At 65.3% G+C, this 25,415-nt stretch carries 24 protein-coding genes; 15 read left to right on the top strand and 9 right to left on the bottom strand.

All coding sequences use genetic code 11. The features are described from left to right. The first annotated feature begins 76 nt into the window (after positions 1–76). A complete protein-coding gene (locus ACOYW5_RS18445) occupies positions 77–430 on the top strand; it encodes a DUF718 domain-containing protein (protein WP_423066349.1) in 354 nt (117 codons plus the stop codon). 157 nt (positions 431–587) lie between these two features. Here the strand turns inward: ACOYW5_RS18445 and ACOYW5_RS18440 are convergent, their stop codons facing one another. Continuing rightward, positions 588–1,331, bottom strand: a complete 744-nt coding sequence (locus ACOYW5_RS18440) for a class I SAM-dependent methyltransferase (protein ID WP_423066348.1) — start codon at positions 1,329–1,331, stop codon at positions 588–590. Positions 1,332–1,451: 120 nt separating this feature from the next. On the opposite strand from ACOYW5_RS18440, the gene gloB reads away from it, so the two are divergent. Continuing rightward, a complete protein-coding gene (gene gloB, locus ACOYW5_RS18435) occupies positions 1,452–2,228 on the top strand; it encodes a hydroxyacylglutathione hydrolase (RefSeq protein ID WP_423066347.1) in 777 nt (258 codons plus the stop codon). A 158-nt stretch (positions 2,229–2,386) separates the two neighbouring features. Continuing rightward, positions 2,387–2,614: a hypothetical protein gene (locus ACOYW5_RS18430; protein WP_423066346.1), complete on the top strand. Its 228-nt coding sequence runs from the start codon at positions 2,387–2,389 to the stop codon at positions 2,612–2,614. Positions 2,615–2,623: 9 nt separating this feature from the next. Here the strand turns inward: ACOYW5_RS18430 and ACOYW5_RS18425 are convergent, their stop codons facing one another. The 3 genes from ACOYW5_RS18425 to rpmF all read right to left on the bottom strand — a co-directional run bounded on the left by ACOYW5_RS18425 (position 2,624) and on the right by rpmF (position 5,030). Continuing rightward, positions 2,624–3,055, bottom strand: coding sequence for a hypothetical protein (locus ACOYW5_RS18425; RefSeq protein WP_423069499.1), 432 nt, complete (start codon positions 3,053–3,055; stop codon positions 2,624–2,626). Between the two features lie 295 nt (positions 3,056–3,350). Next, the gene (gene fumC / locus ACOYW5_RS18420) at positions 3,351–4,745 is read right to left on the bottom strand and encodes a class II fumarate hydratase (protein ID WP_423066345.1); all 1,395 of its coding nucleotides are present in this window, start codon (positions 4,743–4,745) and stop codon (positions 3,351–3,353) included. Positions 4,746–4,847: 102 nt separating this feature from the next. Further along, positions 4,848–5,030: a 50S ribosomal protein L32 gene (gene rpmF / locus ACOYW5_RS18415; RefSeq protein WP_423066344.1), complete on the bottom strand. Its 183-nt coding sequence runs from the start codon at positions 5,028–5,030 to the stop codon at positions 4,848–4,850. Positions 5,031–5,233: 203 nt separating this feature from the next. On the opposite strand from rpmF, the gene ACOYW5_RS18410 reads away from it, so the two are divergent. Genes ACOYW5_RS18410 through ACOYW5_RS18400 form a run of 3 tightly spaced genes read left to right on the top strand, consistent with a single transcriptional unit; the run spans position 5,234 to position 7,002 of the window. Next, positions 5,234–6,139, top strand: a complete 906-nt coding sequence (locus ACOYW5_RS18410) for a polyprenyl synthetase family protein (protein WP_423066343.1) — start codon at positions 5,234–5,236, stop codon at positions 6,137–6,139. A 24-nt stretch (positions 6,140–6,163) separates the two neighbouring features. Beyond that, positions 6,164–6,634, top strand: a complete 471-nt coding sequence (locus ACOYW5_RS18405; protein ID WP_423066342.1) for a YbaK/EbsC family protein — start codon at positions 6,164–6,166, stop codon at positions 6,632–6,634. Continuing rightward, positions 6,631–7,002 carry a VOC family protein gene (locus ACOYW5_RS18400; RefSeq protein WP_423066341.1) on the top strand — a complete coding sequence of 124 codons (372 nt, stop codon included), beginning with the start codon at positions 6,631–6,633 and terminating at the stop codon, positions 7,000–7,002. Before ACOYW5_RS18405 ends, ACOYW5_RS18400 begins: the two co-directional genes overlap by 4 nt. A 5-nt stretch (positions 7,003–7,007) precedes the next feature. On the opposite strand, the gene ACOYW5_RS18395 is transcribed toward ACOYW5_RS18400, so the two are convergent. Next, a complete protein-coding gene (locus tag ACOYW5_RS18395) occupies positions 7,008–7,130 on the bottom strand; it encodes a hypothetical protein (protein ID WP_423066340.1) in 123 nt (40 codons plus the stop codon). Continuing rightward, positions 7,127–8,365, bottom strand: a complete 1,239-nt coding sequence (ispG, locus tag ACOYW5_RS18390) for a flavodoxin-dependent (E)-4-hydroxy-3-methylbut-2-enyl-diphosphate synthase (RefSeq protein ID WP_423066339.1) — start codon at positions 8,363–8,365, stop codon at positions 7,127–7,129. The genes ACOYW5_RS18395 and ispG overlap by 4 nt, the downstream gene beginning before the upstream one ends. A gap of 126 nt (positions 8,366–8,491) precedes the next feature. On the opposite strand from ispG, the gene ACOYW5_RS18385 reads away from it, so the two are divergent. Continuing rightward, positions 8,492–8,800: a YkvA family protein gene (locus ACOYW5_RS18385; protein ID WP_423066338.1), complete on the top strand. Its 309-nt coding sequence runs from the start codon at positions 8,492–8,494 to the stop codon at positions 8,798–8,800. A gap of 60 nt (positions 8,801–8,860) precedes the next feature. Further along, positions 8,861–9,280: an EVE domain-containing protein gene (locus ACOYW5_RS18380; RefSeq protein WP_423066337.1), complete on the top strand. Its 420-nt coding sequence runs from the start codon at positions 8,861–8,863 to the stop codon at positions 9,278–9,280. A gap of 3 nt (positions 9,281–9,283) precedes the next feature. Here the strand turns inward: ACOYW5_RS18380 and pyc are convergent, their stop codons facing one another. From pyc to ACOYW5_RS18365, 3 genes are all read right to left on the bottom strand, one after another. Next, on the bottom strand, positions 9,284–12,724 hold the full coding sequence (gene pyc, locus ACOYW5_RS18375; RefSeq protein ID WP_423066336.1) for a pyruvate carboxylase: 3,441 nt from the start codon (positions 12,722–12,724) through the stop codon (positions 9,284–9,286). Positions 12,725–12,825: 101 nt separating this feature from the next. Next, a complete protein-coding gene (locus ACOYW5_RS18370) occupies positions 12,826–13,236 on the bottom strand; it encodes a TIGR01244 family sulfur transferase (protein WP_423069498.1) in 411 nt (136 codons plus the stop codon). Between the two features lie 147 nt (positions 13,237–13,383). Further along, the gene (locus ACOYW5_RS18365; protein ID WP_423066335.1) at positions 13,384–14,442 is read right to left on the bottom strand and encodes a glycine betaine ABC transporter substrate-binding protein; all 1,059 of its coding nucleotides are present in this window, start codon (positions 14,440–14,442) and stop codon (positions 13,384–13,386) included. Between the two features lie 231 nt (positions 14,443–14,673). Between ACOYW5_RS18365 and ACOYW5_RS18360 the strand changes: the two genes are divergently transcribed. The 7 genes from ACOYW5_RS18360 to ACOYW5_RS18330 all read left to right on the top strand — a co-directional run bounded on the left by ACOYW5_RS18360 (position 14,674) and on the right by ACOYW5_RS18330 (position 25,397). Beyond that, the gene (locus tag ACOYW5_RS18360) at positions 14,674–15,879 is read left to right on the top strand and encodes an ABC transporter substrate-binding protein (RefSeq protein ID WP_423066334.1); all 1,206 of its coding nucleotides are present in this window, start codon (positions 14,674–14,676) and stop codon (positions 15,877–15,879) included. Positions 15,880–16,093: 214 nt separating this feature from the next. Next, positions 16,094–17,593 (top strand): methyl-accepting chemotaxis protein, encoded by a 1,500-nt coding sequence (locus tag ACOYW5_RS18355; RefSeq protein ID WP_423066333.1) that lies wholly within the window; start codon positions 16,094–16,096, stop codon positions 17,591–17,593. Between the two features lie 21 nt (positions 17,594–17,614). Further along, positions 17,615–18,475 carry a CheR family methyltransferase gene (locus ACOYW5_RS18350; protein WP_423066332.1) on the top strand — a complete coding sequence of 287 codons (861 nt, stop codon included), beginning with the start codon at positions 17,615–17,617 and terminating at the stop codon, positions 18,473–18,475. Continuing rightward, a complete protein-coding gene (locus ACOYW5_RS18345) occupies positions 18,472–19,521 on the top strand; it encodes a protein-glutamate methylesterase/protein-glutamine glutaminase (protein WP_423066331.1) in 1,050 nt (349 codons plus the stop codon). Before ACOYW5_RS18350 ends, ACOYW5_RS18345 begins: the two co-directional genes overlap by 4 nt. 97 nt (positions 19,522–19,618) lie before the next feature. Next, positions 19,619–20,008 carry a response regulator gene (locus ACOYW5_RS18340; protein ID WP_423066330.1) on the top strand — a complete coding sequence of 130 codons (390 nt, stop codon included), beginning with the start codon at positions 19,619–19,621 and terminating at the stop codon, positions 20,006–20,008. Positions 20,009–20,268: 260 nt separating this feature from the next. Continuing rightward, positions 20,269–22,788 (top strand): methyl-accepting chemotaxis protein, encoded by a 2,520-nt coding sequence (locus tag ACOYW5_RS18335; RefSeq protein ID WP_423066329.1) that lies wholly within the window; start codon positions 20,269–20,271, stop codon positions 22,786–22,788. Positions 22,789–22,973: 185 nt separating this feature from the next. After that, on the top strand, positions 22,974–25,397 hold the full coding sequence (locus ACOYW5_RS18330; RefSeq protein ID WP_423066328.1) for a methyl-accepting chemotaxis protein: 2,424 nt from the start codon (positions 22,974–22,976) through the stop codon (positions 25,395–25,397). Positions 25,398–25,415 lie beyond the last annotated feature (18 nt).

The following is a 25,415-nucleotide window of genomic DNA, read 5'->3' as shown; positions in this document are numbered from 1 at the left end:
ACCATAGGGGAAGCTCTGGAGGCTTGCAAAGGATTCCCGGCCCATCGGCCGCGCCGTTCTGCTAGGATGGGCTTGCATGATCGTCGATATCGAGGAGGATCCGATGACGGCAATGAACATCGTACATGTTCGGGTGAAACCGGGCAGCGAAGAGCAGTTCTTCGCGATCCACCGCAGTTACGGCGTCGATCGGCCAAATGGCTCGCGCAACTTCTGGGTCGTCAAGACCGGCGAGCACGCCTACTGCATCGTCGGCGAGTGGGACAGCATGGAGGATCTTGTGGCGGCGCGGCCGTCCATGATTGCCAATCTCGACAGGCTCCGCCCCCTGCTCGAGGACCTCGGCGGTGGCCGCGGCGTCACCGAGCCCTGGTCGGGCGAGGTTGTGGTGAACCTCCGCGCCGAGATGAGCTCCGAAAGCGCGCTCTAGCGGGACCTGAGGCGAAGGCACTTCTGCCACCCTGTCTCGGTGTCATCCCAGCGAACGTTGGGATCCAAATGTCAGCAGCGGAGGCGGAGAGATGGATCCCTGCCTTCGCAGGGATGACATCTGTGTTGCTGGATAGTCCCGGACATCGCCGATGCCGCTACCGCTGCCTTGGCAGGCGCATTGCCGCCTGCGGGGCAAGCGAAGGCACGCGCACGAAGCGCTCGGCCTTCTTCCGCCGCGGTACCGCGGGGAACAGTTCCTTGCGTGCGAGGACGCAATGGACGCCGGCGAAGGTCGGCCCGAACAGCCGCCCGAAGCGCTCGAAGAAGCGCGCCGATTTGAGGATCAGCGACATCTGCGACGGCGGCAGATAGAGCGAATCCTTCCACTGCTCGACGACGAAGCTGTGGTCGCGCAAGAGCCGCTCGAGCTGGCCGCGCGAGAACGGGTGGCCATCGCCGAACGGCGTGTTGTCGAACGAGGACCACGTGCCGCGGCGCTTGGGCACGATGACGATGAGCCTCGCGTTCGGCGCCGAGACACGCCACAGTTCGCGCATCATTTCCTCGCTGTCGCTCACATGCTCGAAAGCATGGACGGCGATGGTGAGGTCGACGGCGGCGTCGGTGAGCGGCAATTCGAGCGGATCGCAGAGGATAGTGTGCGACGGGCCTTCGCGCGGCCATGCCGAAGCCCCCTGCCGAGCCGGCATCGCCGCGATCACCCGCTCGGCTTTCCCCAGCGTGAAGCGCATGTAGGGCGTCGCGAAGCCCAGCCCCAGCACGCGCTGGCCCTTCACGCTGCCGGCAAAGCGCATCACTTCCTCGCGCAGCAGCGCCCGCGAGATCTTGCCCAAGGGCGAGCGATAGAAATCGATGATCCGTTCGACCTGTGACGTCATGGAAGCCTGGATGTCATCTAAGTTTGGAGATCATGGCGTTGTCCGAAATCCTTATCTAGTTTCTGTCATGCTTTGCCGGCGCCTGTCATCCTCGGCGGGCGAAGCGACCCGGAGCCCGCCTTGACCCTGCTGATCGACGTCTTCCTCTGCCGGACCGACAATTTCGGCTACCTCGTCCATGACGTCGCCAGCGGCCGCACCGCCGCCATCGACGCCCCGGACGCCAAGGCAATCAAGGAAGCGGCGACCCGGCGCGGCTGGAAGCTCACCGACCTCTTCATCACCCATCACCACACCGACCATGTCGAAGGCATCCCGGCGCTCAAGCGGGAATATGGGGTGCGGGTGGTCGGCCCGAAAGCCGAGCAATCGAAGATCCTCGGCCTCGACGTGCTGGTTTCGGCGAGCGACACGGTTTCGCTCGGCGAGACTGATTTCCTCGTCATCGAGACGCCGGGCCACACCCTCGGACACATCGTCTACTACGATCCCTCCGGCCGGCACCTGTTCTCCGCCGATGCGCTGTTCTCGCTCGGCGTCGGCCGCATGTTCGAGGGGAAGCCCGGTCCCATGTGGAATGGGCTCGAGGAGCTGCGCGCCCTGCCCGACGATACGCTGGTTTATCCCGGCCACGAATACACCGCGACCAACGCCGCTTTTGCGCTGAGCGTCGATCCGCGCAACCCGGCGCTCAACATTCGCGCCGGCGAGGTGAAACGCCAGATCGAGGCCGGGCGTTACACTATCCCGGTGACGCTGGGGATGGAGAAGGCCAGCAACCCGTTCCTCCGCGCCGACCAGCCGGCGCTGGCCAGGGCCATGGGGCTGGCGCCCGACGCGCCGCCGGCCAATGTCTTCGCCGCGCTGCGCAAGGCCAAGGACGAGTTCAAGTCGTGATGTGCTGGCGGGGCTGCCCGTAGCGGCGGCCTTCCCCTAGGTTAACCATTCCTTCGCAAAGCACGGGAAACCAACCGCCTTTCATTGCAACCTAACGCTGCAGTCGCGACGTTATCCGTCGTGAGGCTCGCACCCACGGGTCCGGCACGGAACAGGCAATGAAATCGAGGCGAGTCCAGCGTAGGGTGTTCAGGGTGCCGATGGTGCCCGACAAACCGCGCGACCTGCTGCGGATCGCGTCCCCTGCCGCCGCCGACTTCGTGAGCCAGCAGCTGGTCGAGCCCCGCCCTGCCGCGGCCGGCGAAGCCGTTACCGCATACGACCGCGGCGCCCGCATCGCGGTGCGCCGCATGCCGGCCGGTTATCGCACGACGATCGTGACCTGAGGTCCGCCCTCAGCTCATCGAGACGTCGCGGCCCGCACCCGTGATCGACACGGTGAAGCCCGCCGTGACATCGACCAGCGCCATCACCATCAGGATGAAGAACACCGAACTCGCGGCGGCGCCGACGAGCAGGAACTCGACGAGGAAAATCACGAACACCACCACCGAGAGCATGTGCTCAATCACCGAGTTGCGCCCGGTATTGGTGGATTTCAGCACCTCGAAGAACAGGCACACCAGCCCCACCACCAGCATCAGGTCGCCCGCGGTGAGCGTCCAAGGCACGCCCGACACCATGGGAACGGTGAGAAGTTCCAGCTTCCAGCCGGCCGGACTGCCGCCCATGAACAGGAAGGCAAAGAAGTTGTAGGCGATCAGCGGGATGAGCAGCAGCGGCGGAATGAACGGGCCGGTGCGAACGGCCCGGCGGCCCGGCGGCATGAACACGGTATTGTCGGACATCACGGCGCTCCACACTCATCGACAGCGCCCGGACAATGCCAGTCCGGGCGGCGGGGAGCTAGCCCCGCCGTGCGCTTTCGCACGGATGGATAGCGGGGGCCATCAGACCTTTAGCGGGCGTGATCCTCCCCCGTTAACGGGGAGGGGACCGCCGAAGGCGGCGGAGGGGGCAGCGGGAAACACTGAACTCAATACAGCAGAAGCCGGTGCGTGAGGTCGACCCCTCCACCAACTTCGCTGGCCCCCTCCCCCGCTGCGCAGGGGAGGATGAAGATCAGACCTTCAGCGGCCCGACCATCTGTTCGGGCTTCACTTCGGCGTCGAATTCCTCGCCGGTGAGGAGGCCGAGCTCGATCGCCGCTTCCCGCAGGGTCGAGCGCTTCTTATGCGCGTGCTTGGCGATCTTGGCGGCGTTGTCGTAGCCGATCTTCCTATTGAGCGCGGTGACCAGCATCAGCGACTGATCGACCAGCTGCTTGATGCGATCCTTGTCGGGCTCGATGCCGACGGCGCAGTGATCGTTGAAGCTCTTGGCCGCATCGGCGAGCAGCCGCACCGACTGCAGGAAGTTGTAGGCGATCACCGGCTTGAACACGTTGAGCTCGAAATTGCCCTGGCTCGCCGCAACGCCGATGGCGGTATCGTTGCCGAACACCTGGACGCAGACCATGGTCATGGCCTCCGACTGGGTCGGGTTGACCTTGCCCGGCATGATCGACGAGCCCGGCTCGTTTTCGGGGATAGTGATTTCACCGAGGCCCGATCGCGGACCGGAAGCGAGCCAGCGAACATCGTTCGCAATCTTCATCAGCGCCACGGCGAGCTGCTTCAGCGCGCCCGACGAGCCGACAAAGGCATCGTGCCCAGCCATCACCGCGAACTTGTTCGGCGCGGTGACGAAGGGATAGCCGGTAAGCGTCGCGATCTCGGCCGCGACGGTCTCGCCGTATTTCGGGTGGGCGTTGAGGCCGGTGCCGACCGCGGTACCGCCGAGCGCCAGCTCATAAAGCTGCGGCAGGGTAGCGCGGATGGCCTTGAGCGCCAGATCGAGCTGCGCCACCCAGCCGGAAATTTCCTGGCCCAGTGTCAGCGGCGTCGCGTCCTGCAGATGCGTGCGGCCGATCTTGACGATGTCCATGAACTCCTTGGACTTCGCGTCGAGCGTGTTGCGCAGCAGCATGATGCGATCGACGAGATAGCCCTCGATCGCCTCGACCGCCGCGATATGCATGGCCGTCGGATAGGTGTCGTTCGACGACTGGCTCATGTTGACATGATCGTTCGGATGGACGGGCTTCTTCGAGCCCATGACGCCGCCGGCCATCTCGATGGCGCGGTTCGAGATCACCTCGTTGACGTTCATGTTCGACTGGGTGCCCGACCCGGTCTGCCACACGACAAGCGGAAAATGGTCTTTCAGCTTGCCGGCGATCACCTCGTCGGCCGCGGCGACGACGAGGTCGCGCGTCGCCACATCCATCAGCCCGAGCTTGTTGTTGGCGAGCGCAGCGGCCTTCTTCAGGATGCCGAAGGCGGTGATGATCTCGACCGGCATCTTCTCGCCGCCAATGTCGAAATTGGCGAGGGAACGGGCGGTCTGCGCCCCGTAATACTTCTCGGATGGGACATTGATCGTGCCCATGGAGTCCGATTCGACGCGCGTGCCCATGCCGGGAGCCTTTCGTAGTGCAAACTGAAACGGCCGGCTCCCTGGTGAGGGAGCCGGCCGCTGAAATCTAGTTACGCTCGCGCAAGAGCTGAGCCCGAGGGCTTACGAGTTCTTGGGCTGGAGAATCTGCCGGCCGCGATACATGCCGGTCTTGAGGTCGACGTGGTGCGGACGACGCAGCTCGCCCGAATCCTTGTCTTCGACATAGGCGGGGGTCGCGAGAGCATCGGCGGAGCGGCGGAACCCGCGCTTCATCGGCGAGGTCTTGCGCTTTGGCACTGCCATGGTTGTTACTCCTGGTTCAATAGCGTGTCGCCGAAGGCGTTCCGGCGTCTAACAGACAGGGTCTGTCGGGAATTGGGGGCGTCTATAGAGCACAATGGGCCATATGGGAAGGGGCGAAATGACCCGAAATGGCGCTTTGCTGCACCGTTTCCGCCGTCTGGCAAATCCGCTAGAAGCAGCCGGACCCGCCGAGACGTCATAACGTGAGCTACTCCTTCTCCGACGAACTGAAAAGCACCGCCGCCGATATCGAGGCCGCGCTCGCGCAACTGCTGGACGTGATGGCCCTCGCCGGCCCCGGCCTGCCGCCCGACCGGCTGATATCAGCCATGCGCCACGGCAGCCTCAATGGCGGCAAGCGCCTCAGGCCGCTGCTGGTCCGACAGGCGGCCGGCGTGTTCGGCGTGCCGGCGGCCGACACCGTGACGGCCGGCCTCGCGATCGAGCTGATCCACTGTTACTCGCTGGTCCACGACGACCTGCCGGCGATGGATGACGACGACCTGCGCCGCGGCCAGCCGACCGTGCACAAGGCCTATGACGATGCGACCGCCATCCTCGCTGGCGACGCGCTCCTGACCCACGCCTTCGGCCTACTCGCATCCGAAGCCGCACACCCCGACGCTGCCGTGCGCATTCGCCTCGTGGCGGAACTCGCGGCGGGCGCCGGCGCCGGCGGCATGGTCGGCGGGCAGATGCGCGATATCGAAGGAGAGACGAGCTTTCTCACCGAGCGCGCCATCGCCCAGATGCAGGCGATGAAGACGGGCGCGCTGATCCGCGCCGCGGTGCGCATGGGCGCCATCATCGGCGGCGCGTCGGACGAGCAGCTGGCGCAGCTCACCACCTATGCCGAAGCGGCCGGCCGCGCCTTCCAGCTCGCCGACGACATCCTCGACGTCACCGCGACGCCCGAAGCACTGGGCAAAGCCACCGGCAAGGATGCGAACGCCGGCAAGCAAACCATCGTTGCCCGGATCGGCGTCTCCGCCGCGCGACAGGAACTGGCCGAAGTCATCCACGACGCACTAAGCGCCCTCATCCCCTTCGACGAACGAGCCAATGGCCTGCGCGAGACCGCAAAGTTCTTTGCCGACAGAGAACACTGACCACCGCATGTTTATGGAGTTGCCATGTCGCTCGAAACCGTGAAGGCGGATCTCGCCGCCCGCGCCCCCGACCTGTCCGTGATCGTCACCGAGGACTCGACCGCCACCGTCGACCTCGCCGCGGCGGTACATGGCGTCGAACCCGGCCAGATCGCGAAGACCTTGGCGATCCGCGTCGGCGACAGCGAGTTCCTGCTGGTGACGCGCGGCGACGCACGGCTCTCCAACCAGAAGGCCAAGGCCTCCTTCGGCGGCCGCCCACGCATGCTCGGCCGCGAGGACGTGCTGCGCCTCACCAGCCACCAGGTCGGCGGCGTCTGCCCCTTCGGACTACCGGCGCCGCTGACCATCTATTGCGATGAATCGCTGAAGATCTACGACGAGGTCATCCCCGCCGGCGGCTCCACCCACGCCTCGGTGCGGCTACCGCTCGTCCGCCTGGTCGAGCTTTGCGGCGGCAACTGGGCCGATGCGTGTGATGTGCCTGCGCCATGAGCGCCTTCCGGGTTCTCGCTCTCGACCATGTCCAGTTGGCCATGCCGGCGGGTGGTGAGGACCTGGCCCGCAGCTTCTATCGGGACGTTCTGGGTCTCATGGAAGTGCCCAAACCCGCCAACCTCGCCAAACGCGGGGGCGTATGGTTCTCGTCCGGTAGCCTGAAGCTTCACCTCGGAGTCGAAGCCAAGTTTCGCCCAGCGCGAAAGGCCCACCCGGCCTTGCTCATCGTCAACCTGCCGGCTCTGCTGCAGGCCTGTGCAGCGGCTGGATATCCGGCGACCGAGGACGAACCGCTCGATGGTTATGCGCGGGCCTACCTCACAGACCCCTTCGGCAACCGCATCGAAGTGCTGGAGCCACGCTGACGTCGCTACGACGACCTGAGGTTACCCGTCAGCCACAGCACTACGATCACCACCGCGAGCGCACCAAGCCAGAACCAGCGGCGGCGCGCCGCTTCGCCGGTGAACAGCCACTCGCGCAGACGGCTCATTCGGCGGCCGTCTTCTCGGCCACGCCGAAGCGCTTTTCGATATAGTCGGCGACCATCGCCTTGAACTGCTCGGCGACATCGGCACCGCGGAGGGTGGCGACTTTCTGGCCATCGACAAAGACGGGGGCGGCGGGCGTTTCACCGGTACCGGGGAGCGAGATGCCGATATCGGCGTGCTTGCTCTCACCCGGGCCATTGACGATGCAGCCCATCACCGCGACCGAGAGGCTCTCGACGCCGGGATAGCGCTCTTTCCACTCGGGCATCGAGGAGCTGAGATGATCCTGGATTTCCTTGGCCAGCACCTGGAAGGTCTGGCTCGTGGTGCGGCCGCAGCCCGGGCAGGCCGCGACGACCGGCAGGAACTGGCGGAAGCCCATGGTCTGCAGCAATTCCTGTGCCACGCGCACTTCCTGCGTACGATCTCCACCCGGCTCGGGAGTGAGCGAGACGCGAACCGTGTCGCCGATCCCCTGCTGCAAGAGGATGCCCATGGCGGCCGAGGAGGCAACGATGCCCTTGGAGCCCATGCCGGCCTCGGTGAGCCCGAGATGCAGCGCGTAATCGCAGCGGGCCGCGAGATCCTGGTAGACCGCGATCAGGTGCTGGACGTCGGAGACCTTGGTCGAGAGGATGATCTTGTCGCGGCCGAGCCCGAGTTCTTCGGCGCGCTGGGCCGACAGCAGCGCCGACTGGATGATCGCCTCGCGCTGCACCGCGGCAGCGCTGACCGGATTGGCCGAGGCCGAGTTTTCGTCCATCAGCCGGGTGAGCAACTCCTCGTCGAGCGAGCCCCAGTTGACCCCGATGCGCACCGGCTTGTCGTATTTCATCGCCAGTTCGATCAGCGTCGCGAACTGGGTGTCGCGCTTGGCTTTGAAGCCGACATTGCCCGGGTTGATCCGGTACTTCGCAAGCGCCTCGGCGGCGGCCGGGTGGTCGGTGAGGAGCTTGTGGCCGATATAGTGGAAGTCGCCGACCAGCGGCACGGTGATGCCGCGCTGGGCGAGCTTGTCGCGGATATGCGGGACGGCAGCGGCGCTCTCGTCGCGATCGACCGTGATGCGGACGATCTCGGAGCCGGCGCGCCACAGCTGGCCCACCTGGCGTACGGTGGCTTCGATATCGGCTGTGTCGGTATTGGTCATCGACTGGACGACGACCGGCGCGCCGCCACCCACCATCACGCCACCGACATTGACGCCGACCGAGTGCCGGCGGGGAGAAATACTCATTGCGACCACCTTGGCGCTACCGCGCTGCCGAGCAGATAATCCTTTGAGGGTGATGGCGCAATGTTACGATCGCGTGACCCGAGCGGTCTTGAAGCCGCAGCGGTCCGAGACCATGTGATTGGAACCATGATCAAGTTCTCGCTCCTCGCCCGCTTCGTCACCTTCCGCAAGGAACTCGCAACGCTGTGGCGCGCCTTCCTGGCGCCCGAGACGCCGGTGCACCTGAAAGCGCTGATGCTGCTGGTGCCGGCCTACCTCCTGAGCCCGATCGACCTGATTCCGGACGTGATCCCGCTGCTCGGCTGGGTCGATGACTTCGTCATCATCCCGCTGATGGTCGGTTGGATCGTCCGCATGCTGCCGGTGAAGGCACCGATCTACCAGCGCAGCGCCGATGGGGCGAAAGTCATCGACGGCGAGTATCGCCGGCGCTGACTGCTGCCGGAAACTGACAGTCCCACACGGCATGGTCTCCGCAATGAGCGGAGACGATCGATGACGAAGTACTGGATTGCCGTGGCCTCGGCCGAGCATGCCCGCAAAGGCAAAGCCGGCTTCATGCAGGTGAACCACGGCAAGAAAGCGCCGCTGCAGCGCATCCGTGCCGATGACGGCATCGCCTACTACTCTCCTGCCCTCACCATCGGTGGCAAGGACAGGCTTCAGTCCTTCGTCAGTATTGGCCGTGTGCGCGACGAGGAGCTGTACCAGGGCATCATGGGCGGCGACTTCGTGCCATGGCGCCGCAATGTCGACTATGCCGACGCGACGGAAGCCCCGATCGCGCCGCTGCTCGACACCCTCGAGTTCACGCGCGGCAACAGGAACTGGGGCTACCAGATGCGCTTCGGCCTGTTCGAGATCAGCGAAGCCGACTTCCGCGCCATTGCCGAAGCGATGGGCGCGAAAGCCTGAAGTCTACTCGAATCGCACCAGAAGATCCTTGGCATCGATCTGGTCGCCCGGCTTCACGGTGACCTCGGCAACGACCCCGTCGGCTTCGGCGTGGATGGCGGTTTCCATCTTCATCGCTTCGATCGACAGCAGCACGTCGCCGGCGAACACCTTGTCGCCGACCTTGACGCCGAGGCCCGAAATCACGCCAGGCATCGGGGCGCCGATCTGCTTGGCATCGCCCAGTGCCGCCTTGGCGCGGACCTTGATCTCGCCGACCTTCAGCCGGTCCGGCACGGTGATGGTGCGCGGCTGGCCATTGAGATCGAAGAAAACGCGTACCTCGCCCTTCTCATTGGTCTCGGTGCGGCCCTGGTAGGTGAGGACCAAAGTCTTCCCCTTTTCGAGGTCGAGGAAGACTTCCTCGCCCTCCTTGAGGCCATAGAAGTAGATCGGCGTCGGCAGCACCTCGGTGGGGCCGTACTTGTCCTGCGTCTTGACGAAATCGACGAAGACCTTGGGGTACATCAGGTACGAGGCGAGGCGCTTGTCGTCGATGGCCTCGCCGGCCTCCTTGGCGATCTTCTTGCGCTCGGCCTCGAGGTCGACGTCCTTAAGGTACGAACCGGGGCGCTCGGTGAGCGGCGTACGGCCCTTCAGCACCTTCTTCTGCAGCGCGGGCGGGAAACCGCCCGGCGGCTGGCCGAGATCGCCGGCAAAGAAGCCGACGACGGAATCGGGGAAGGCCACATCGCGAGCGGGATCTTCGACTTCGGCGCGGGTCAGGCCGGCCGAAACCATGGCGAGCGCCATGTCGCCGACCACCTTCGACGACGGCGTCACCTTGACGATGTCGCCGAACATCTTGTTCACGTCGGCATAGGTCTGCGCCACCTGGTGCCAGCGCGACTCGAGCCCGAGCGAGCGGGCCTGCTCCTTGAGATTGGTGAACTGCCCGCCGGGCATTTCGTGGAGGTAGACTTCCGAGGCGCCGCCCTTCAAATCGCTCTCGAAGGCGCGGTACTGCGTGCGCACCGCTTCCCAGTAGAACGAGATCTCGCGGATCACCTTGCCGTCCAGATGCGGGTCACGCGAACCATCCTTGAGCGCTGCGACAAGCGAGCCGAGCGTTGGCTGCGACGTCGTGCCCGACAGCGCGTCCATCGCCGCATCGACCGCATCGACCCCGGCTTCGACCGCTGCCATGATCGTCGCGGAAGCAGCACCCGAGGTATCGTGGGTGTGGAGATGGATCGGCAGGCCGATTTCCTGCTTCAGCGTCTCGATGAGCTTCTTGGCTGCGGCGGGCTTCAGCAGCCCCGCCATGTCCTTAAGGCCCAGCACGTGGGCGCCGGCGGCCTCGAGTTCCTTCGCGAGCCCGACATAGTATTTGAGGTCGTATTTCGACCGGTCCGGGTCGAACAGGTCGCCGGTATAGCAGATGGCGCCCTCGGCCACCTTGTCGGCTTCGGCCACCGCGTCGATCGAGACGCGCATGTTCTCGACCCAGTTGAGGCAGTCGAAGATGCGGAAGACGTCGACGCCGCCCTTGGCCGCTTCCTTGACGAAGAACTTCACCACGTTGTCGGCATAGTTAGTATAGCCGACGCCGTTCGAGCCGCGCAGCAGCATCTGCGTCAGGATGTTTGGCGCACCCTCGCGGACCGCACTCAGGCGTTCCCACGGATCCTCGTTGAGGAAGCGCATCGAGACGTCGAAGGTCGCGCCGCCCCAGCATTCGAGCGAGAAGAGGTTCGGCAGCCCGCGGCTATAGGCGCGGGCGATACGGGTGATGTCGAACGAGCGCATGCGCGTCGCCAGCAGCGACTGGTGCGCATCGCGCATCGTCGTATCGGTGAACAGCACCTGCTGTTGCGCCTTCATCCAGCGCGCGAGGCCCTTCGGCCCATCGCGATCGAGGATCTGCCGAGAGCCTTCGACGACGATCAGCGGCTCGTATTCCGGCACCTGAGGCTCGGCGGCGTCGGCGGGCGGGCGCGGACGATCGCGCACTTCCGGGTGCCCGTTGACGGTGACATCGGCGATGTAGGTGAGGAGCTTGGTCGCGCGGTCCTGCCGCTGCTTGAAGTCGAACAGCGCCGGCGTCGTATCGATGAAGCGCGTGGTGTAGCGGTTCTCGATGAAATCCGGGTGGGTGATGATGTTTTCGAGGAAGGCGAGGTTGGTCGCGACGCCACGAATGCGGAACTCGCGCAGGGCGCGGTGCATGCGGGCGATGGCTTCGGGCGCCGTAGGGGCCCAGCAGGTGATCTTCTCGAGCAGCGGATCGTAGAATCGGGTGACGATCGCGCCGGCATAGGCCGTGCCGCCATCGAGGCGCACGCCGAAACCGGTGGCCTCGCGATAGGCGGTGATGCGGCCGTAATCTGGGATGAAGTTCTGTTCCGGATCCTCGGTGGTGACGCGGCACTGGATGGCATTGCCGTTGAGCCGGATGTCCTGCTGCAGCGGCACGCCGGATTCGGGGGTGCCGATCACAGCGCCCTCGAGCAGCTTGATCTGCGCCTTCACGATGTCGATGCCGGTGACGACTTCGGTCACCGTGTGCTCGACCTGGATGCGCGGGTTCACTTCGATGAAGTAAAACTTGTTGGTGTCGGCATCGAGCAGGAACTCCACCGTGCCCGCGCCGCGATAGTTGGCGGCATTGCCCAAGCGGATGGCAGCTCCAGTGAGGTCGTCACGCACCTCCTGGCTAAGGTACGGGGCCGGCGCACGCTCCACCACCTTCTGGTTGCGCCGCTGCACCGAGCAGTCGCGCTCGAACAGGTGGACGAGGTTGCCATGGTCGTCGCCGATCAGTTGCACTTCGACGTGGCGGGCCCGCTCGATCAGCTTTTCGAGATACATCTCGTCCTTGCCGAACGCGGCCTTGGCCTCGCGCTTGCCTTCCGAGACTTCGTGGACAAGCGTCGACTCGTCCATGATCCGGCGCATGCCGCGACCGCCGCCGCCCCACGAGGCTTTGAGCATCAGCGGATAGCCGATCTCGGCGGCCATGCGCTTCACTTCATCCATGTCGTCCGGCAGCGCCTCGGTCGCCGGCACCACCGGAACTTCGGAGGCGATCGCCATGTTCCGGGCGGCGACCTTGTTGCCGAGGTCGCGCATGGTCTGGGCCCGCGGGCCGATGAAGATGATGCCGGCATCCTCGCAGGCATCGGCAAATTCGGGGCTCTCCGAGAGCAGGCCATAGCCCGGATGGATCGCATCGGCCCCGGAGATGCGGGCGATGCGGATGTATTCGTCGATCTGGAGGTAGGCTTCGACCGGGCCCTTGCCCTTGCCGATCAGGTAGGCCTCGTCAGCCTTGAAGCGGTGCAGCGCCAGCTTGTCCTCTTCGGCATAGCAGGCGACGGTCTTGATGTTCAGCTCGTTCGCGGCGCGAAACACCCGGATGGCGATTTCGCTGCGGTTGGCGACGAGGATTTTCTTGATCGGCATCGATTTAACCCGAGCATCAGGAGGGGTCGAGGCACCGCGAGGCGCCGGCTGGGATAGTCTGGCTCGACGGGCTGCCACGGGGTGCCCGCGAGCCCGCTGGCTCATTTCTGGCTCAGATGTCCCGCGAGATGGGACAAGTCGTACCCCGCGTGGGCGGCAGCCGAGATGATCTCGTTTGCCGGTGCCTTGCCGGCCTGGCTCAGCGCCCACAGCGTGGTGGAGCGCGTACCCGAGCGGCAGAAGCAGAACACAGGGCCGGTGCTCCCCTCGAGCACCTCCTTGGTCTTCTCGATCATGTCAGAGCTTACCCCTTCACGGCCGAGCGGAATGAAGTGATAGCTGAGGCCGGCCTCATGGGCCGCTGCTTCGATCGCCGCGCCGTCCGGTTGGTCCGGCGACTCGCCGTCCGGCCTGTTGTTGATGATGGCGACGAAACCCTGGGCCTTTATGGCCTTCACATCCTCTGGGCTGATCTGCGGGGACACGCTCACGTGGTCGTTGATCCGCTTCACGTCCAAATCACTAACTCCGATAGATAGGCCCAACTACAGGCAAAACGTCTTCCCGGGACCTTTATAGCCAGCCGCGATGGCGACAAGCAAGGCGCGGCGCGGGTCGGCTTAGGTCGTATCGACTTTCGGGTCAGGCGGCCCGCCGCCTCATTGCGGCGCCGCCGGAACCGGCTCGACGGGCAACCCGACCCATGGCCGCCAGATCTCACCACGCTCGGCGACGAACCGGTCGGCGACGGACTCGACCGTCTCGCCATCCTGGCCGAGCTGCTGCAGCATCTTGTTCATCTCGTCGAACGGCATGCGGGCCCGGGCGAAATAGGCGGCGACCTGCGGTGCATCGAGGTAGACCCACTCGGCCAGCGCCACGACGACGGGATCGGGTGCAAAGCCGGTCGGCGTGGGCGAGGCGCAGGCATTGCGCCCCATGCACTGGAACGCCTCAGGGTTGAACGGCGCCAGTGTCACCGGCTTGAAGGCAAACTGCGCCAGCACCGCATTGGGCTGCCAGTAGTAAAAGAGGATCGGCTCCTGCCGTCCCACGGCTTCGGCAATCAGCGTATCGAGCTCGAACCGGTTGGCCGGCTCGACGATGTCGAACTGCTGGTCGAGCCCGTAGGCGCGCAGCATGTTGCGGTTGACCACGGCGCAGCCCCAGTCGACCGGGCATGAAACGAACTTGCCGCGCCCGTTGCCATCGCCGAAATCGGCGGCATGCGCCTTGAGCCCGTCGATCGTTGTGATCTCGGGCCATTGCGCCACGACATAATCGGGCACGAACCAGCCCTCGAACACGCTCTCGGCATAGGGCGAGCCGGCCTGTCGGACATTCTGGCTCTTCATCGCCGCATTCCAGATATCGGTGATGCGGCCGACCCACATCTCCGGCGCCACGGCCGGCTGGCCGTTGGCGCCCATGGAAGAGCCGGCAGCGGCGAGGTCGATGTCCTGCACCGCGACATTGCAGAGGAAATTGGCGGTCAGGAGCCGCGAGTGGACTTCGGCCAACAGCGCCGCCGATGGCCAGCTCATCCGCGCAATAGCCAGCTGCTGCGTGCCGCAGGGCGGCGGTGGCGGCGCTTCGCCGATCGTCGCCTCGCTCGCTCCCGCGCCGGCGGGCGACTCCAGCGTCTGCACCGACTCCTGGGCCAGCACAGGCATGGTGAGAAATGAAAGCGCCAGTGCGGCTAGGAGGCGGGCAAGCATCTTCGTTCGGTACCGTGCTGGCGGGAACATCAATCTAGCGGTCGGCGGAACGGCAACATAGTGCCGCTCCAAGCTTTTACCACCTGATCAAAAGCGGATGACTCGCCTTTGCAATTTATGCAATATCGCCGCCAGCGGGGCACGGGTTGTGCCCCCAATCATTGTTGTTTCGGCGACAGATGCCTTCGCCAAAAGAGGGTCGCGCAGGAACGACAACTACAGAGGGACATCATGAACAAATTCAGCATCCTTGGCCTCGCCGCAGCTGCGACCGTGCTCGGTCTCGCCGTTCCGGCGCTCGCCCAAGACGTGAAGGTCGGCATCCTCGGCGACCTGACCGGCCCGATCGAAAGCCTGGCTCCGCCGATCGTTGCCGGCGCCCAGCTCGCCTTCGACCAGGTCAACGCCCAGGGCGGTATCCTCGGCGGCAAGCTCGTCTCGGTTACCGGTGACTCGGCCTGTGACCCGTCGGTTGCCGGCCCGGCCGCCGACAAGCTGGTCAACACCGACCAGGTGACCGCGATCGTCGGCGCCTTCTGCACCGGCGCCACCATCGGCGCCGCGACCGCTGCCGGCATCCCGGGCGGCGTCGTCCAGATCTCGCCGTCGGCTTCGGCCCCGGCGCTGACCACGCTCGAAGACAACGACCTCGTCTTCCGCACCACCCCCTCGGATGCGTTCCAGGGCGTGAAGCTGGCAGACCTCCTGATCCAGAAGGGCATCAAGGACGTTGCCGTCACCTACGTGAACAATGACTACGGCAAGGGCCTCGCCGACGTGTTCGTCGCGACCTTCACCGCAGCCGGCGGCACGGTCTCGGCCAATGTCGCGCACGAAGACGGCAAGGCGGACTATCGCGCCGAGCTCGGCCAGCTCTCCTCGGGCGGCTCGCAGAACCTTGTGATCCTCGCCTACGCTTCGGGTTCGGGTAAGACCATCCTGCAGCAGGCCATCGAAGGCGGCGAGTTCACCGCGTTCGTCGGCGGCGACGGCATGATCGGCGACGACCTCGTCACCGGCCTCCCGCCGGAAGCCGTCAACGGCAAGATCATTGCCACACGCGCCGGCGCCTATGCCGGTGCGTCGGCCGACGCCTACATAAAGCTCGCGACCGAAGCCGGCCAAGACCCGGCGGCGACCTATGCGCCGCAGGCTTATGACGCTGCCTTCCTCCTCGCTCTCGCGATCGAGAAGAACGGCACGGCCGACCGCGCTGGCCTCTCGAAGGCCCTCCGTGACATCGCCACGGCCCCGGGCGAGAAGATCCTCCCGGGCGAGTGGAGCAAGGGTGTCGAACTGATCAAGGCCGGCACCGACATCGACTATGATGGCGCCGGTGGCGCGAACGACTTTGACGCCGCTGGCGACGTCGATGGCGTCATCGTCGAAGTTGGCGTCGTAGACGGCAAGTTCGTCGAAGTCGGCCCGGTGAAGTAAGCATCGGCCGCAGCCGAATTGAACGAGGCCCGGGAGCGATCCCGGGCCTTTTCGTTTGTGCCGAAAGTGCTGCATCTCCCCTCAGGGCGCGAGATTACCAATCCCTTATGCCCGGCGGCCCAAGTATAGATTTGATTAACCATTCCGAATCTAGGGTTAACGCATGGGCCTGGGGAGGCCCTACGGGGCTCGGTGATTCGTGCGGCGCTTCAGCATGGCGCTCATCGTCAATCTTTGCTGGCTTGCCGCCATGATGGTCGCGGCTGGCAGCTTTGCCCTATTCGGGCCCGGCTTGCCGACGCTGGTGATTGGCTGCACGGCGATCGTGGCGGCCGCAACCACGGGCCTTGTCCTCGCCCAGCGCGCCGACCGGCGCCATGAGGCGCGTCTGGCGGCCATCGGCGAGGCGGTCGGCGTGCGCGAGGCGGAAGCGCTCAGCACCGAAGCGATCGTCGCAAATCTCTGCACCCGCCTCGACCGCGCCTACAACTTCAAGTCTGCCTTCGCCGGGCTGCGCCAGCCGGCAGCACTGGTCGGCAGCGACGGCGAAATCCTCGGCGTCAGCAACGGACTCGTGCTCGTCGAGCCCGCCGCCGAAGAGGGCGGCATCATCTCCGATATCCTCGGCGGCAGCGTCCTGCTGGCCGACATGGCTGCCGAGAGCATCGTCACCATCGGCGACCGGCGTTTCGTCGCCGAGCGCCGCATCCTCGGCGGCGGCCGCGAGATGCTCGAATTCACCCCGGCCGGCCATCACATTGCCGACGACGATTTCGATGCCTTCGTCACCGCGCTCGCTGCCGGCCGCACCGGCTTCCGCTTCGACGACTGGGGCATGCAGCACTCGCCGGCGCTGAAGGCTCTGGGCGGGGCGCTCGAAAACTTCGACCGCTCGGTGAAAGCCATCGGCCAGCTGCTGCGTGGCGAACAGGTCGACGCCATGCTGCTGATGGGCGCCGCGGGGCTGGCGCCGGAGTTGCGCGAGTTCGAACAGCAACTGGCTGCGCTGCTCGCCGAGCGCGACGAAGCGCTCAACATGCGTCAGCATCTCGAAGCCAAGATGGAGGCGATCCTGCGCGCTATCGACCGCTATCGCGCCAGCGTCTCGAGCCTTGCCGAACTCGCCGACCAGAGCCGGACGGGCCTCAACGCCGCTTCGTCCTCGATCGAGAAAGGGCGCTCGAAGACCAAGGTGGTCCGCGACCTCGAGCGGCAGGCGGTAGCACTGGCGACCGACGCCGCGCTCGCCGTCCAGCGCACCAGCACCTCGGTTGGCGGTGTCGAGCACTCGGCCAAGGAAATCGACCGCATGGTCAGCTCCATCGAGGATGTGAGCTTCCGCACCAACCTCCTTGCCCTCAACGCCGCGGTCGAGGCGGCGCGGGCCGGCGAGCGTGGCGCCGGCTTTGCCGTGGTCGCCGCCGAGGTGCGGACACTGGCCCAGGCGACACAGAAAGCAGCGCGCGAGATCAAGACGCTGGTGGGTACGTCGCGCCAGCAGGCGAGCGCCTCCGTCGCCGAAACGGCAGGGCTGAAGAAAATACTCTCCGGCCTAGGTGTTCATTTAGAGAATTTAAGCACTGAGACCGACATGATCGCCGGCGCACTGGATGAAGGCAGCGGCGCCATCGCCCGGCTCGACGGCAACGTGACCGCCGTCGGCTCGGAAGCAGCGAAGGCACTCCTCCTCCCCGCGCGCAGACGTACGGCCTAGAACGGGCCTACAGGGGGCGATATGGAACAGGGCGAATTTGCCCTAAGCGACCGCGAGTTCAATCGGGTCAAGGCACGCGTCTACAAGGAAGCCGGTATCGCATTGTCCGAAGCCAAGCGCACGCTGGTCGTGTCGCGGCTGGGCAAGCTCATCCGGACCCTCCGGCTCAATTCCTTCGATGATTATCTCGATCATCTCGAGCGGCAGGGCACGCCCGCCGATGCGCAGGATTTCATCAACGCGCTGACCACGAACCTCACCCGGTTCTGGCGCGAGGATCATCACTTCACGCATCTCGAAACCTATGTCGGCCAGCTGATGCAGCGCCGGCCGCGGGGGGAAAATGGCCGGCCCAAGCTCCGCATCTGGTCGGCCGGCTGCTCGACCGGGCAGGAGCCCTACACCATCGCGCTCCACCTGCTCGCGGCCTTCCCCGAATTGAAGCGCTGGGATTTCCGCATCCTCGCCACCGATATCGACACCAATGTCGTCGCCAAGGCGGCGAGCGGCACCTATCCCGAGACCGAACTGAGCGGGCTCTCCCCGCAGCAGATGGCGCTGTTCGAGCGCGCCGGTGGGGGGCAGGTCCGGATTCCGGCGGCGGCGCGAGAGCTGATCGCCTTCAAGCCGCTAAACCTGATGAACAATCCCTGGCCGATGCGCGGCCCGTTCGACGCCGTGTTCTGTCGCAACGTCGCGATCTATTTCGACAAGCCGACGCAGGGCGAGCTCTTTGCCCGGCTCGGCGCGCTCATCGTGCCCGACGGCTTCCTCTATATCGGACACTCGGAGAATCTCGGGGCCGGCGGAGGCAATTTCAAACTGGTCGGCAAGACCATCTACCAGGCGCGCGCGCAGCAGAAGGCGAGGGACGCGGCATGAACAGGATCAAGGTACTGGTGGTCGACGACTCGGCCCTCATCCGCGAAGTGCTGAGCCGGACGCTCGGCAAGGACGGCGATATCGTCGTGGTCGGCACGGCGGAAGACCCGCTGGACGCACGCACCAAGGTCAAGGACCTCAATCCGGATGTGGTGACGCTCGATATCGAGATGCCCAACATGAACGGGCTGCAGTTCCTCGACAAGCTGATGCGGCTCCATCCGCTGCCGGTGGTCATGGTCTCGACCCTGACGACCAAGGGTGCGAGCGAAACGCTGCTGGCGCTGGAACTGGGCGCTGTGGATTTTGTGGCGAAGCCCAATGCCACGCTCTCCGGCGGGCTCGAGGCCTTCGGCGAGAACCTGCGCCAGAAAGTGAGGGCCGCTGCCAACTCGGACGTGAAGGGCCGCGCCATGCGGGCCCCCGCCGCCAACGTGCCGGTGCGCACCGCCGCCGCTCCCTCGGGCGCGCTCATTGCCATCGGTGCATCGACCGGCGGCGTCGAGGCGATCCGTGTGGTGCTGAGCCAGATGCCGCCAGATTGCCCGCCCATCGTCATCGCCCAGCACATGCCGGCCGGTTTCACCTCGCGCTTCGCCGGACGGCTCGACGAGTTGACCGAACTCAAAGTGGTCGAGGCCGAAGATCGCCTGCCGCTGCTGCCGGGCCATGCCTATGTGGCGCGCGGCGATTTCCACCTGCGGGTCGAGCGCAGCTCGGGCCAGCTAAAGTGCCGGATCACTCAGGACGACCTGACCTCGGGCCACCGGCCCAGCGTCGATGTGCTGTTCGAATCGGTGGCCAAGACCGTCGGCCCCATGGCCGTGGGGGCGATCCTCACCGGCATGGGCCGCGACGGCGCGCGCGGGCTGAAGCTGATGCGCGATGCCGGCGCTTACACTGTCGGCCAGAGCCAGGGCTCGGCGCTGGTCTATGGTATGCCGCGTGTCGCCTTCGAGGAAGGCGCGGTGATCGAGCAGGCGCCGGTCGAAGCCATTGCGGCGCGGCTCGCTTCGGCTTTGACACGGCTCAAATCCGCAGCATAACGCGGGTTTGGATTGATGGTTTGGTAACGGAAAGTGCCTAGGGTTTTTCGATACGCGACCCGTGCGTTTTTCGGGCGGCTAGAAGGCAAAGCGTAACATGCCGAAGGCAAGTGCAATCAGCGTGATGATCGTGGATGACCAGCAGTCGATGCGGGGCATCTGCAAATACATCCTCAATCAGCTGGGTTTCACCAACATCATCGAGGCCAAGTCCGGGCGCGACGCGCTGGGCAAGCTTGAGAAGAGCCCGGTCGATCTGATCATCTCCGACTGGAACATGGACGATATCGACGGGCTGACGCTGCTGCGCGTCATCCGCAAGCACCCCAAGACCCAGGGCATGCCGTTCATCATGGCCACCGGCCGCTCCGACAAGGAGCAGGTGAAGGAAGCCATCTCTTCGGGCGTCAACAATTACATCATCAAGCCATTCGACGCCTCGACGATGAAGAAGCGCATCGAAGCGGTTATTGGCGTTCTGTCCTGATCGAAACCGCAACTGCTGGAAGCTATTGGCCGCCGTCTGTGCGGCCTTTGCTTTTCATCGCAGTTTAGTTTGCATCACAGACAGAATTTGCCCGCTACGCATCGTCGCGTAATCAGAAATTAAGCCCGACTGCCTAATGTCCGGGCAGTTGCTACACAGGGCCCTGGGGGATGGTCGCCGTGTGCGGTGTGCCGATATTGCCGGCCCACCCACGTTGCAGCGCTCCCGCCAAGGCCTCTACTCGTGGGGAGAGTCAGGGCATGGGTTGGCTTCCGAAGTTCAAGATTGCGCAGAAACTGCCGCTGGCACTGGTCGCCTCAGCCCTGCTGGTCAGCGCCGGCGTCGGCATCGGGAGTTATCTGATCGGCTCCTCGATCGTTGCCGACATGAGCGCGAGACAGATGCAGACGGTGGCCTCGGGCCATGCCGATAAGCTCTCGACCTATCTCCAGACGATTCAGGCCGACCTCGTAAAGAGCGCCACTACGGAGAGCGCGATCTCGGCAGTGCGCGATTTTGGTATCGGCTGGAAGAGCTTCGCCAAGGCGACGCCGCCGGCCGACCCGGTCGCCACGCTGCGCCAGGGCTTCATCACGGACAATCCCTACCCCGCCGGCGAGCGTCAGTTGCTCGACGTCAAGCAGACCGGCCGCACCAATTACGACTTCACCCACGACAAAGTGCAGATCGTCTACCGCCAGCAGCTCGAGCTGCTTGGCTATCTCGACCTTTACATGTTCGATATCACCGGCAACCTCGTCTACTCGGTGATGAAGAACGACGACTTCGCGCTGAATTTCGCCGAGGGTGGCGACATGGCCGACACCGGCCTCGGCCGGGCGTTCCGCGCCGCGATGACGCTGACCGAACGCGGGCAGGTCGCCTACGAGCCGACCTCGATCTATCCGGTGAGCGGCATGCCGGCGAGCTTCCTCGCGACGCCCATGCTCGACCAGCGCGGCAAGCTGATGGGCGTGATGGCCGTGCAGATGCCGGTCGCCCCGATCAACCAGATGCTGCAGGACAACACCAACCTCGGCCAGACCGGCGAGAGCTTCATCGTCGGCGCCGACAAGCTGCTGCGCTCGGATTCGCTGTTCTCGGAAGCTGACGACACGCTCGTCACCGCCTATGCCAACCCGCTGGTCGACGCGGCCCTCGCCGGAACGCCGAGCACCGGCGTCACCACGGACTACCGCGGCATGCCGATGATCGCGACGGCGAGCCCGGTCTCCTTCAACGGCACCAACTGGGCGGTGGTGACCACCATCTCCCAGGATGAAGCCTTCGCCCCGGTGGCGCATCTGCGCAATATGATGCTCGGTGTCGGAGCCGTGCTTCTCGCAGTCGCAGCAGCCGTAGGGTTCCTCTTCTCGCGCACCATCACCAAGCCGATCAGCCGGCTGACTGATACGATGAATGCCCTCGCCCAGGGTCAGCTCGAGACGGAAGTGAAGGGCGCCGAGCGCGCCGACGAGATCGGCGCCATGGCGCGCGCCGTGCAGGTCTTCAAGGAGAATGCGCTCAAGGTCAACGAGATGACCGAAGGCGAGCGCCACGCCTCGATCCAGCGCCGCACCGAGCGCACCCAGATGATGCGCGAGCTGCAGCAGGCCTTCGGCGAAGTGGTCGGAGCCGCAACGAGCGGCGATTTCACCAAGCGCGTGGAAGCAGAGTTCCCCGATGAGGAGCTGAATGCCCTCGCCCATGGCGTCAACGACCTCGTGGCGACGGTCGATCGCGGTCTCGGCGAAACCGGCCAGGTGCTGGCGGCGCTTGCCAATACCGACCTGACCCACCGCGTCCACGGCGACTACCAAGGTGCGTTCCTGCAGCTCAAGACCGACACCAATGCGGTGGCCGAGAAGCTGACCGACATCGTCAGCGGCCTGAAGCAGACCTCGCGCGGGCTGAAGACGGCGACCTCGGAGATCCTCTCGGGCGCCAACGACCTCAGCGAGCGCACCACCAAGCAGGCGGCGACGATCGAGGAGACCTCGGCGGCGATGGAGCAGCTTTCGGGCACCGTGCTCGCCAATGCCGAGCGTGCCAAGGATGCATCCAGTGTCGCGGCCACCGTGACCCGCACCGCCGAAGAGGGCGGGCAGGTCATGCATTCCGCCACCAACGCCATGGAGCGGATCACCCAGTCGTCGGGCAAGATCTCCAACATCATCGGCATGATCGACGACATCGCCTTCCAGACCAACCTGCTCGCCTTGAACGCCTCGGTCGAAGCGGCGCGGGCCGGTGACGCGGGCAAGGGCTTTGCCGTCGTCGCCGTCGAAGTCCGCCGGCTGGCCCAGTCGGCAGCTGGCGCTTCGGCCGAAGTGAAGACGCTGATCGAGCAGTCAGGCACCGAAGTGAGGGGCGGCTCGAAGCTCGTCGCCGAAGCGGCCAGCAAGCTCGAAGCCATGCTCGTTGCCGCCCGCTCCTCGAGCGAGCTGATGGACTCGATCGCCCGGGCCAGCCAGGAACAGGCCTCCGCCATCGAGGAGGTCAACGCGGCTGTGCGCCAGATGGACGAGATGACCCAGCACAATGCCGCGCTGGTCGAGGAGACCAACGCCGCGATCGAACAGACCGAAGCCCAGGCGGTCGAACTCGACCGCATCGTCGATGTGTTCACCACCGCCGGCGGCGCACCCTCCCCGGCTCAGGCGCCCGGCGCCGAGCCCGCCCGCGGCATCAGGGCGCTGCAGGAAAAGGTCCGCTCCGCCGCCAAATCCTATCTCACCCAGGGCAACGCCGCCGTCGACAAGGACTGGTCGGAGTTCTGATCCTCGCCAATCCCTGGCCGCAGCTCTTCAAGGCCGGCGCCCCTCGCGCCGGCCTTTTCATCTGCACCGAATGTCGCATCCATAACCGCCGCTTAGTCACCCGATGTTAACGATGGCATGGTGAATTTGGATTCGAACGCAGAAGCATCATCGACTGTCGATACTCCAGAAGGACCCGACACCCCATGCCCGGCAAGCTTAAGCTCAACTTTCCCGCGCTCAAGCTGCGCGGCTCCATCATTCTGGCCGCCGCCGCGATCTTCACGATCGCCATTGGTACTTCGCTTTACTATGTGGTCTCAAGCAACCGCGCGCAGGACCTGGCCGGGGCCGATGAAGTCGTCGGCGGGCTGGCGGAGACCGAAGCCGAGACCGTCAAGACCTTCCTGACCGGGTTCGCCGTCGCCGCCGATTCCACGGCGCGCACCGCCGAGGCGCTGCTCGCCGGCAAGGATACCTCGCCCACGACCTACGGCGCGATCGTTACCAAGCAGCTTACCAGCCTGCCCGGCGCACTTGGCGTCTACATGATGTTCGCGCCCGAATCGGCGCTCTATGCCCGCCCCACCTTTGCCGGATCGCACTTCGTCATCTCGGGCAACCATGTCGGCATCCTCGCCGAGAACAAGGCCGACGGTACCGTCGGCTACGGCTCGCTGGACAGCCCGGCCGGCTTTGACAGCTGGTTCACCCAGCCGCTGAAGGCGGGCGTTCCGGCAATTACCGGCCCGGACAATATCGAAGGCAAGCTCTACACCAGCTTCACCAACATCATCAAAGGCCCGACCGGGCAGCCCGTCGGCATGAGCGGCGTAGCCTTCGACTCCGCCGTGTTGGCAAGCAAGCTCGGCTCCGAGGCTCCGATGGGCACCGGCTTCAAGGGCATCATCAACCAGAACAACGTCTGGGTGCTGAACCCGGACCCGGCCCTGATCGGTACTGAAGTCTCCGAGCCCTGGGCGCTCGAGGCGACTGCCGCCATGGCATCGGCCGAGAGCTTCTCCTCGACCGGCGAGGCCGCCGGCCAGACCTGGAAGATGAACGCCCGCAAGATCGACCTGCCCGGCTCCGAGGCGGCCTGGACCATGATCGTTGCCGTGCCGCAGTCGACCCTGCTTGCCGCCTCCGAAGCGCAGCTCCTCAACCTCCTCATCGGCGGCGTGGTGATCTTCGCCCTCGGCCTGATCGCCTTCGCCTGGCTCGGCAGCGCCATTGCCAAGCCGATCGCGAAAATGACCGGCGTCATGCGCAAGGTCGCCGACGGCGACTACGCGGTCGAAGTTCCGTACGCCAAGATGAAGAACGAGATCGGCGACATGTCGAAGGCGGTGGAAGTGTTCCGCGCCAACGGCCTCAAGGTTGCCGAGATGACCGAGGCGGACGCCGCCCGCATCATCCGAGACCAGGAAGCCCGCACCGCCATGATGGCCGAGCTGCAGAAGGCCTTCGGCCAGGTGGTCGATGCGGCAGTCGCCGGCGACTTCACCCGCCGGGTCGAGACCGAGTTCCCCGATGCCGAGCTCAACGCCATCGCCTCGAGCATCAACAATCTCGTCGCCACCGTCGACCGTGGCCTCGGCGAAACCGGCGAGGTGCTGGCGGCGCTCGCCGATACCGACCTCACCAAGCGCATGCAGGGCCATTACGAGGGCGCCTTTGCCAGCCTGCGCGACAACACCAATGCGGTCGGCGACAAGCTCAGCGACATCGTCGGCAAGCTCAAGGAAACCTCGCGCTCGCTGAAAACCGCGACCGGCGAGATCCTTTCCGGCGCCAATGACCTCTCGGAACGCACCACCAAGCAGGCGGCGACAATCGAGGAGACGTCAGCCGCGATGGAACAGCTGGCGACCACCGTTCTCCAGAACTCCGAGCGGGCCCGCGAGGCTAGCAGCGTCGCCGGCACCGTCACTCGCACCGCCGAAGAAGGTGGCCAGGTGATGGGCGCAGCGACCGAGGCGATGGAGCGGATCACCCAGTCCTCGGCCAAGATCTCCAACATCATCGGGCTCATCGACGATATCGCCTTCCAGACCAACCTTCTCGCGTTGAACGCCTCGGTCGAAGCGGCGCGAGCCGGCGATGCCGGCAAGGGCTTCGCCGTGGTCGCGGTGGAAGTGCGCCGGCTGGCGCAGTCGGCGGCCAGCGCCTCGTCCGAGGTCAAGGCGCTGATCGAGCAGTCGGGTTCGGAAGTGAAGAGCGGCTCCAAGCTCGTCGCCGACGCGGCGGCCCGCCTCGTCACCATGCTGGACGCCGCCCGTTCGAGCAACCTCCTGATGGACGGCATCGCCAAGGACAGCAAGGAACAGGCCTCGGCGATCGAAGAGGTCAACACCGCCGTGCGCCAGCTCGACGAGATGACCCAGCACAACGCCGCGCTGGTCGAGGAGACCAATGCCGCGATCGAGCAGACCGACAATCAGGTGAACGAGCTCGACCGCATCGTCGACATCTTCACCATCTCGGGCGCGCCGGTGCAGCACACGACTGCTCCGTCGATCCAGCCAGCTCGTGGGATCAAGGGCCTGCAGGAGCGGGTCAAGCGCGCCGCGAGCTCCTATCTCAGCCACGGCAACGCCGCCATCGACAAGGATTGGGCCGAGTTCTGAACTCGACCCCTACTTAAA

The organism is Devosia sp. CN2-171, assembly GCF_049354815.1.
GTDB lineage: Bacteria > Pseudomonadota > Alphaproteobacteria > Rhizobiales > Devosiaceae > Devosia_A.
Note: the sequence above shows the minus strand (reverse complement) of the source record. Positions and strands in the feature narration are given on the sequence as shown.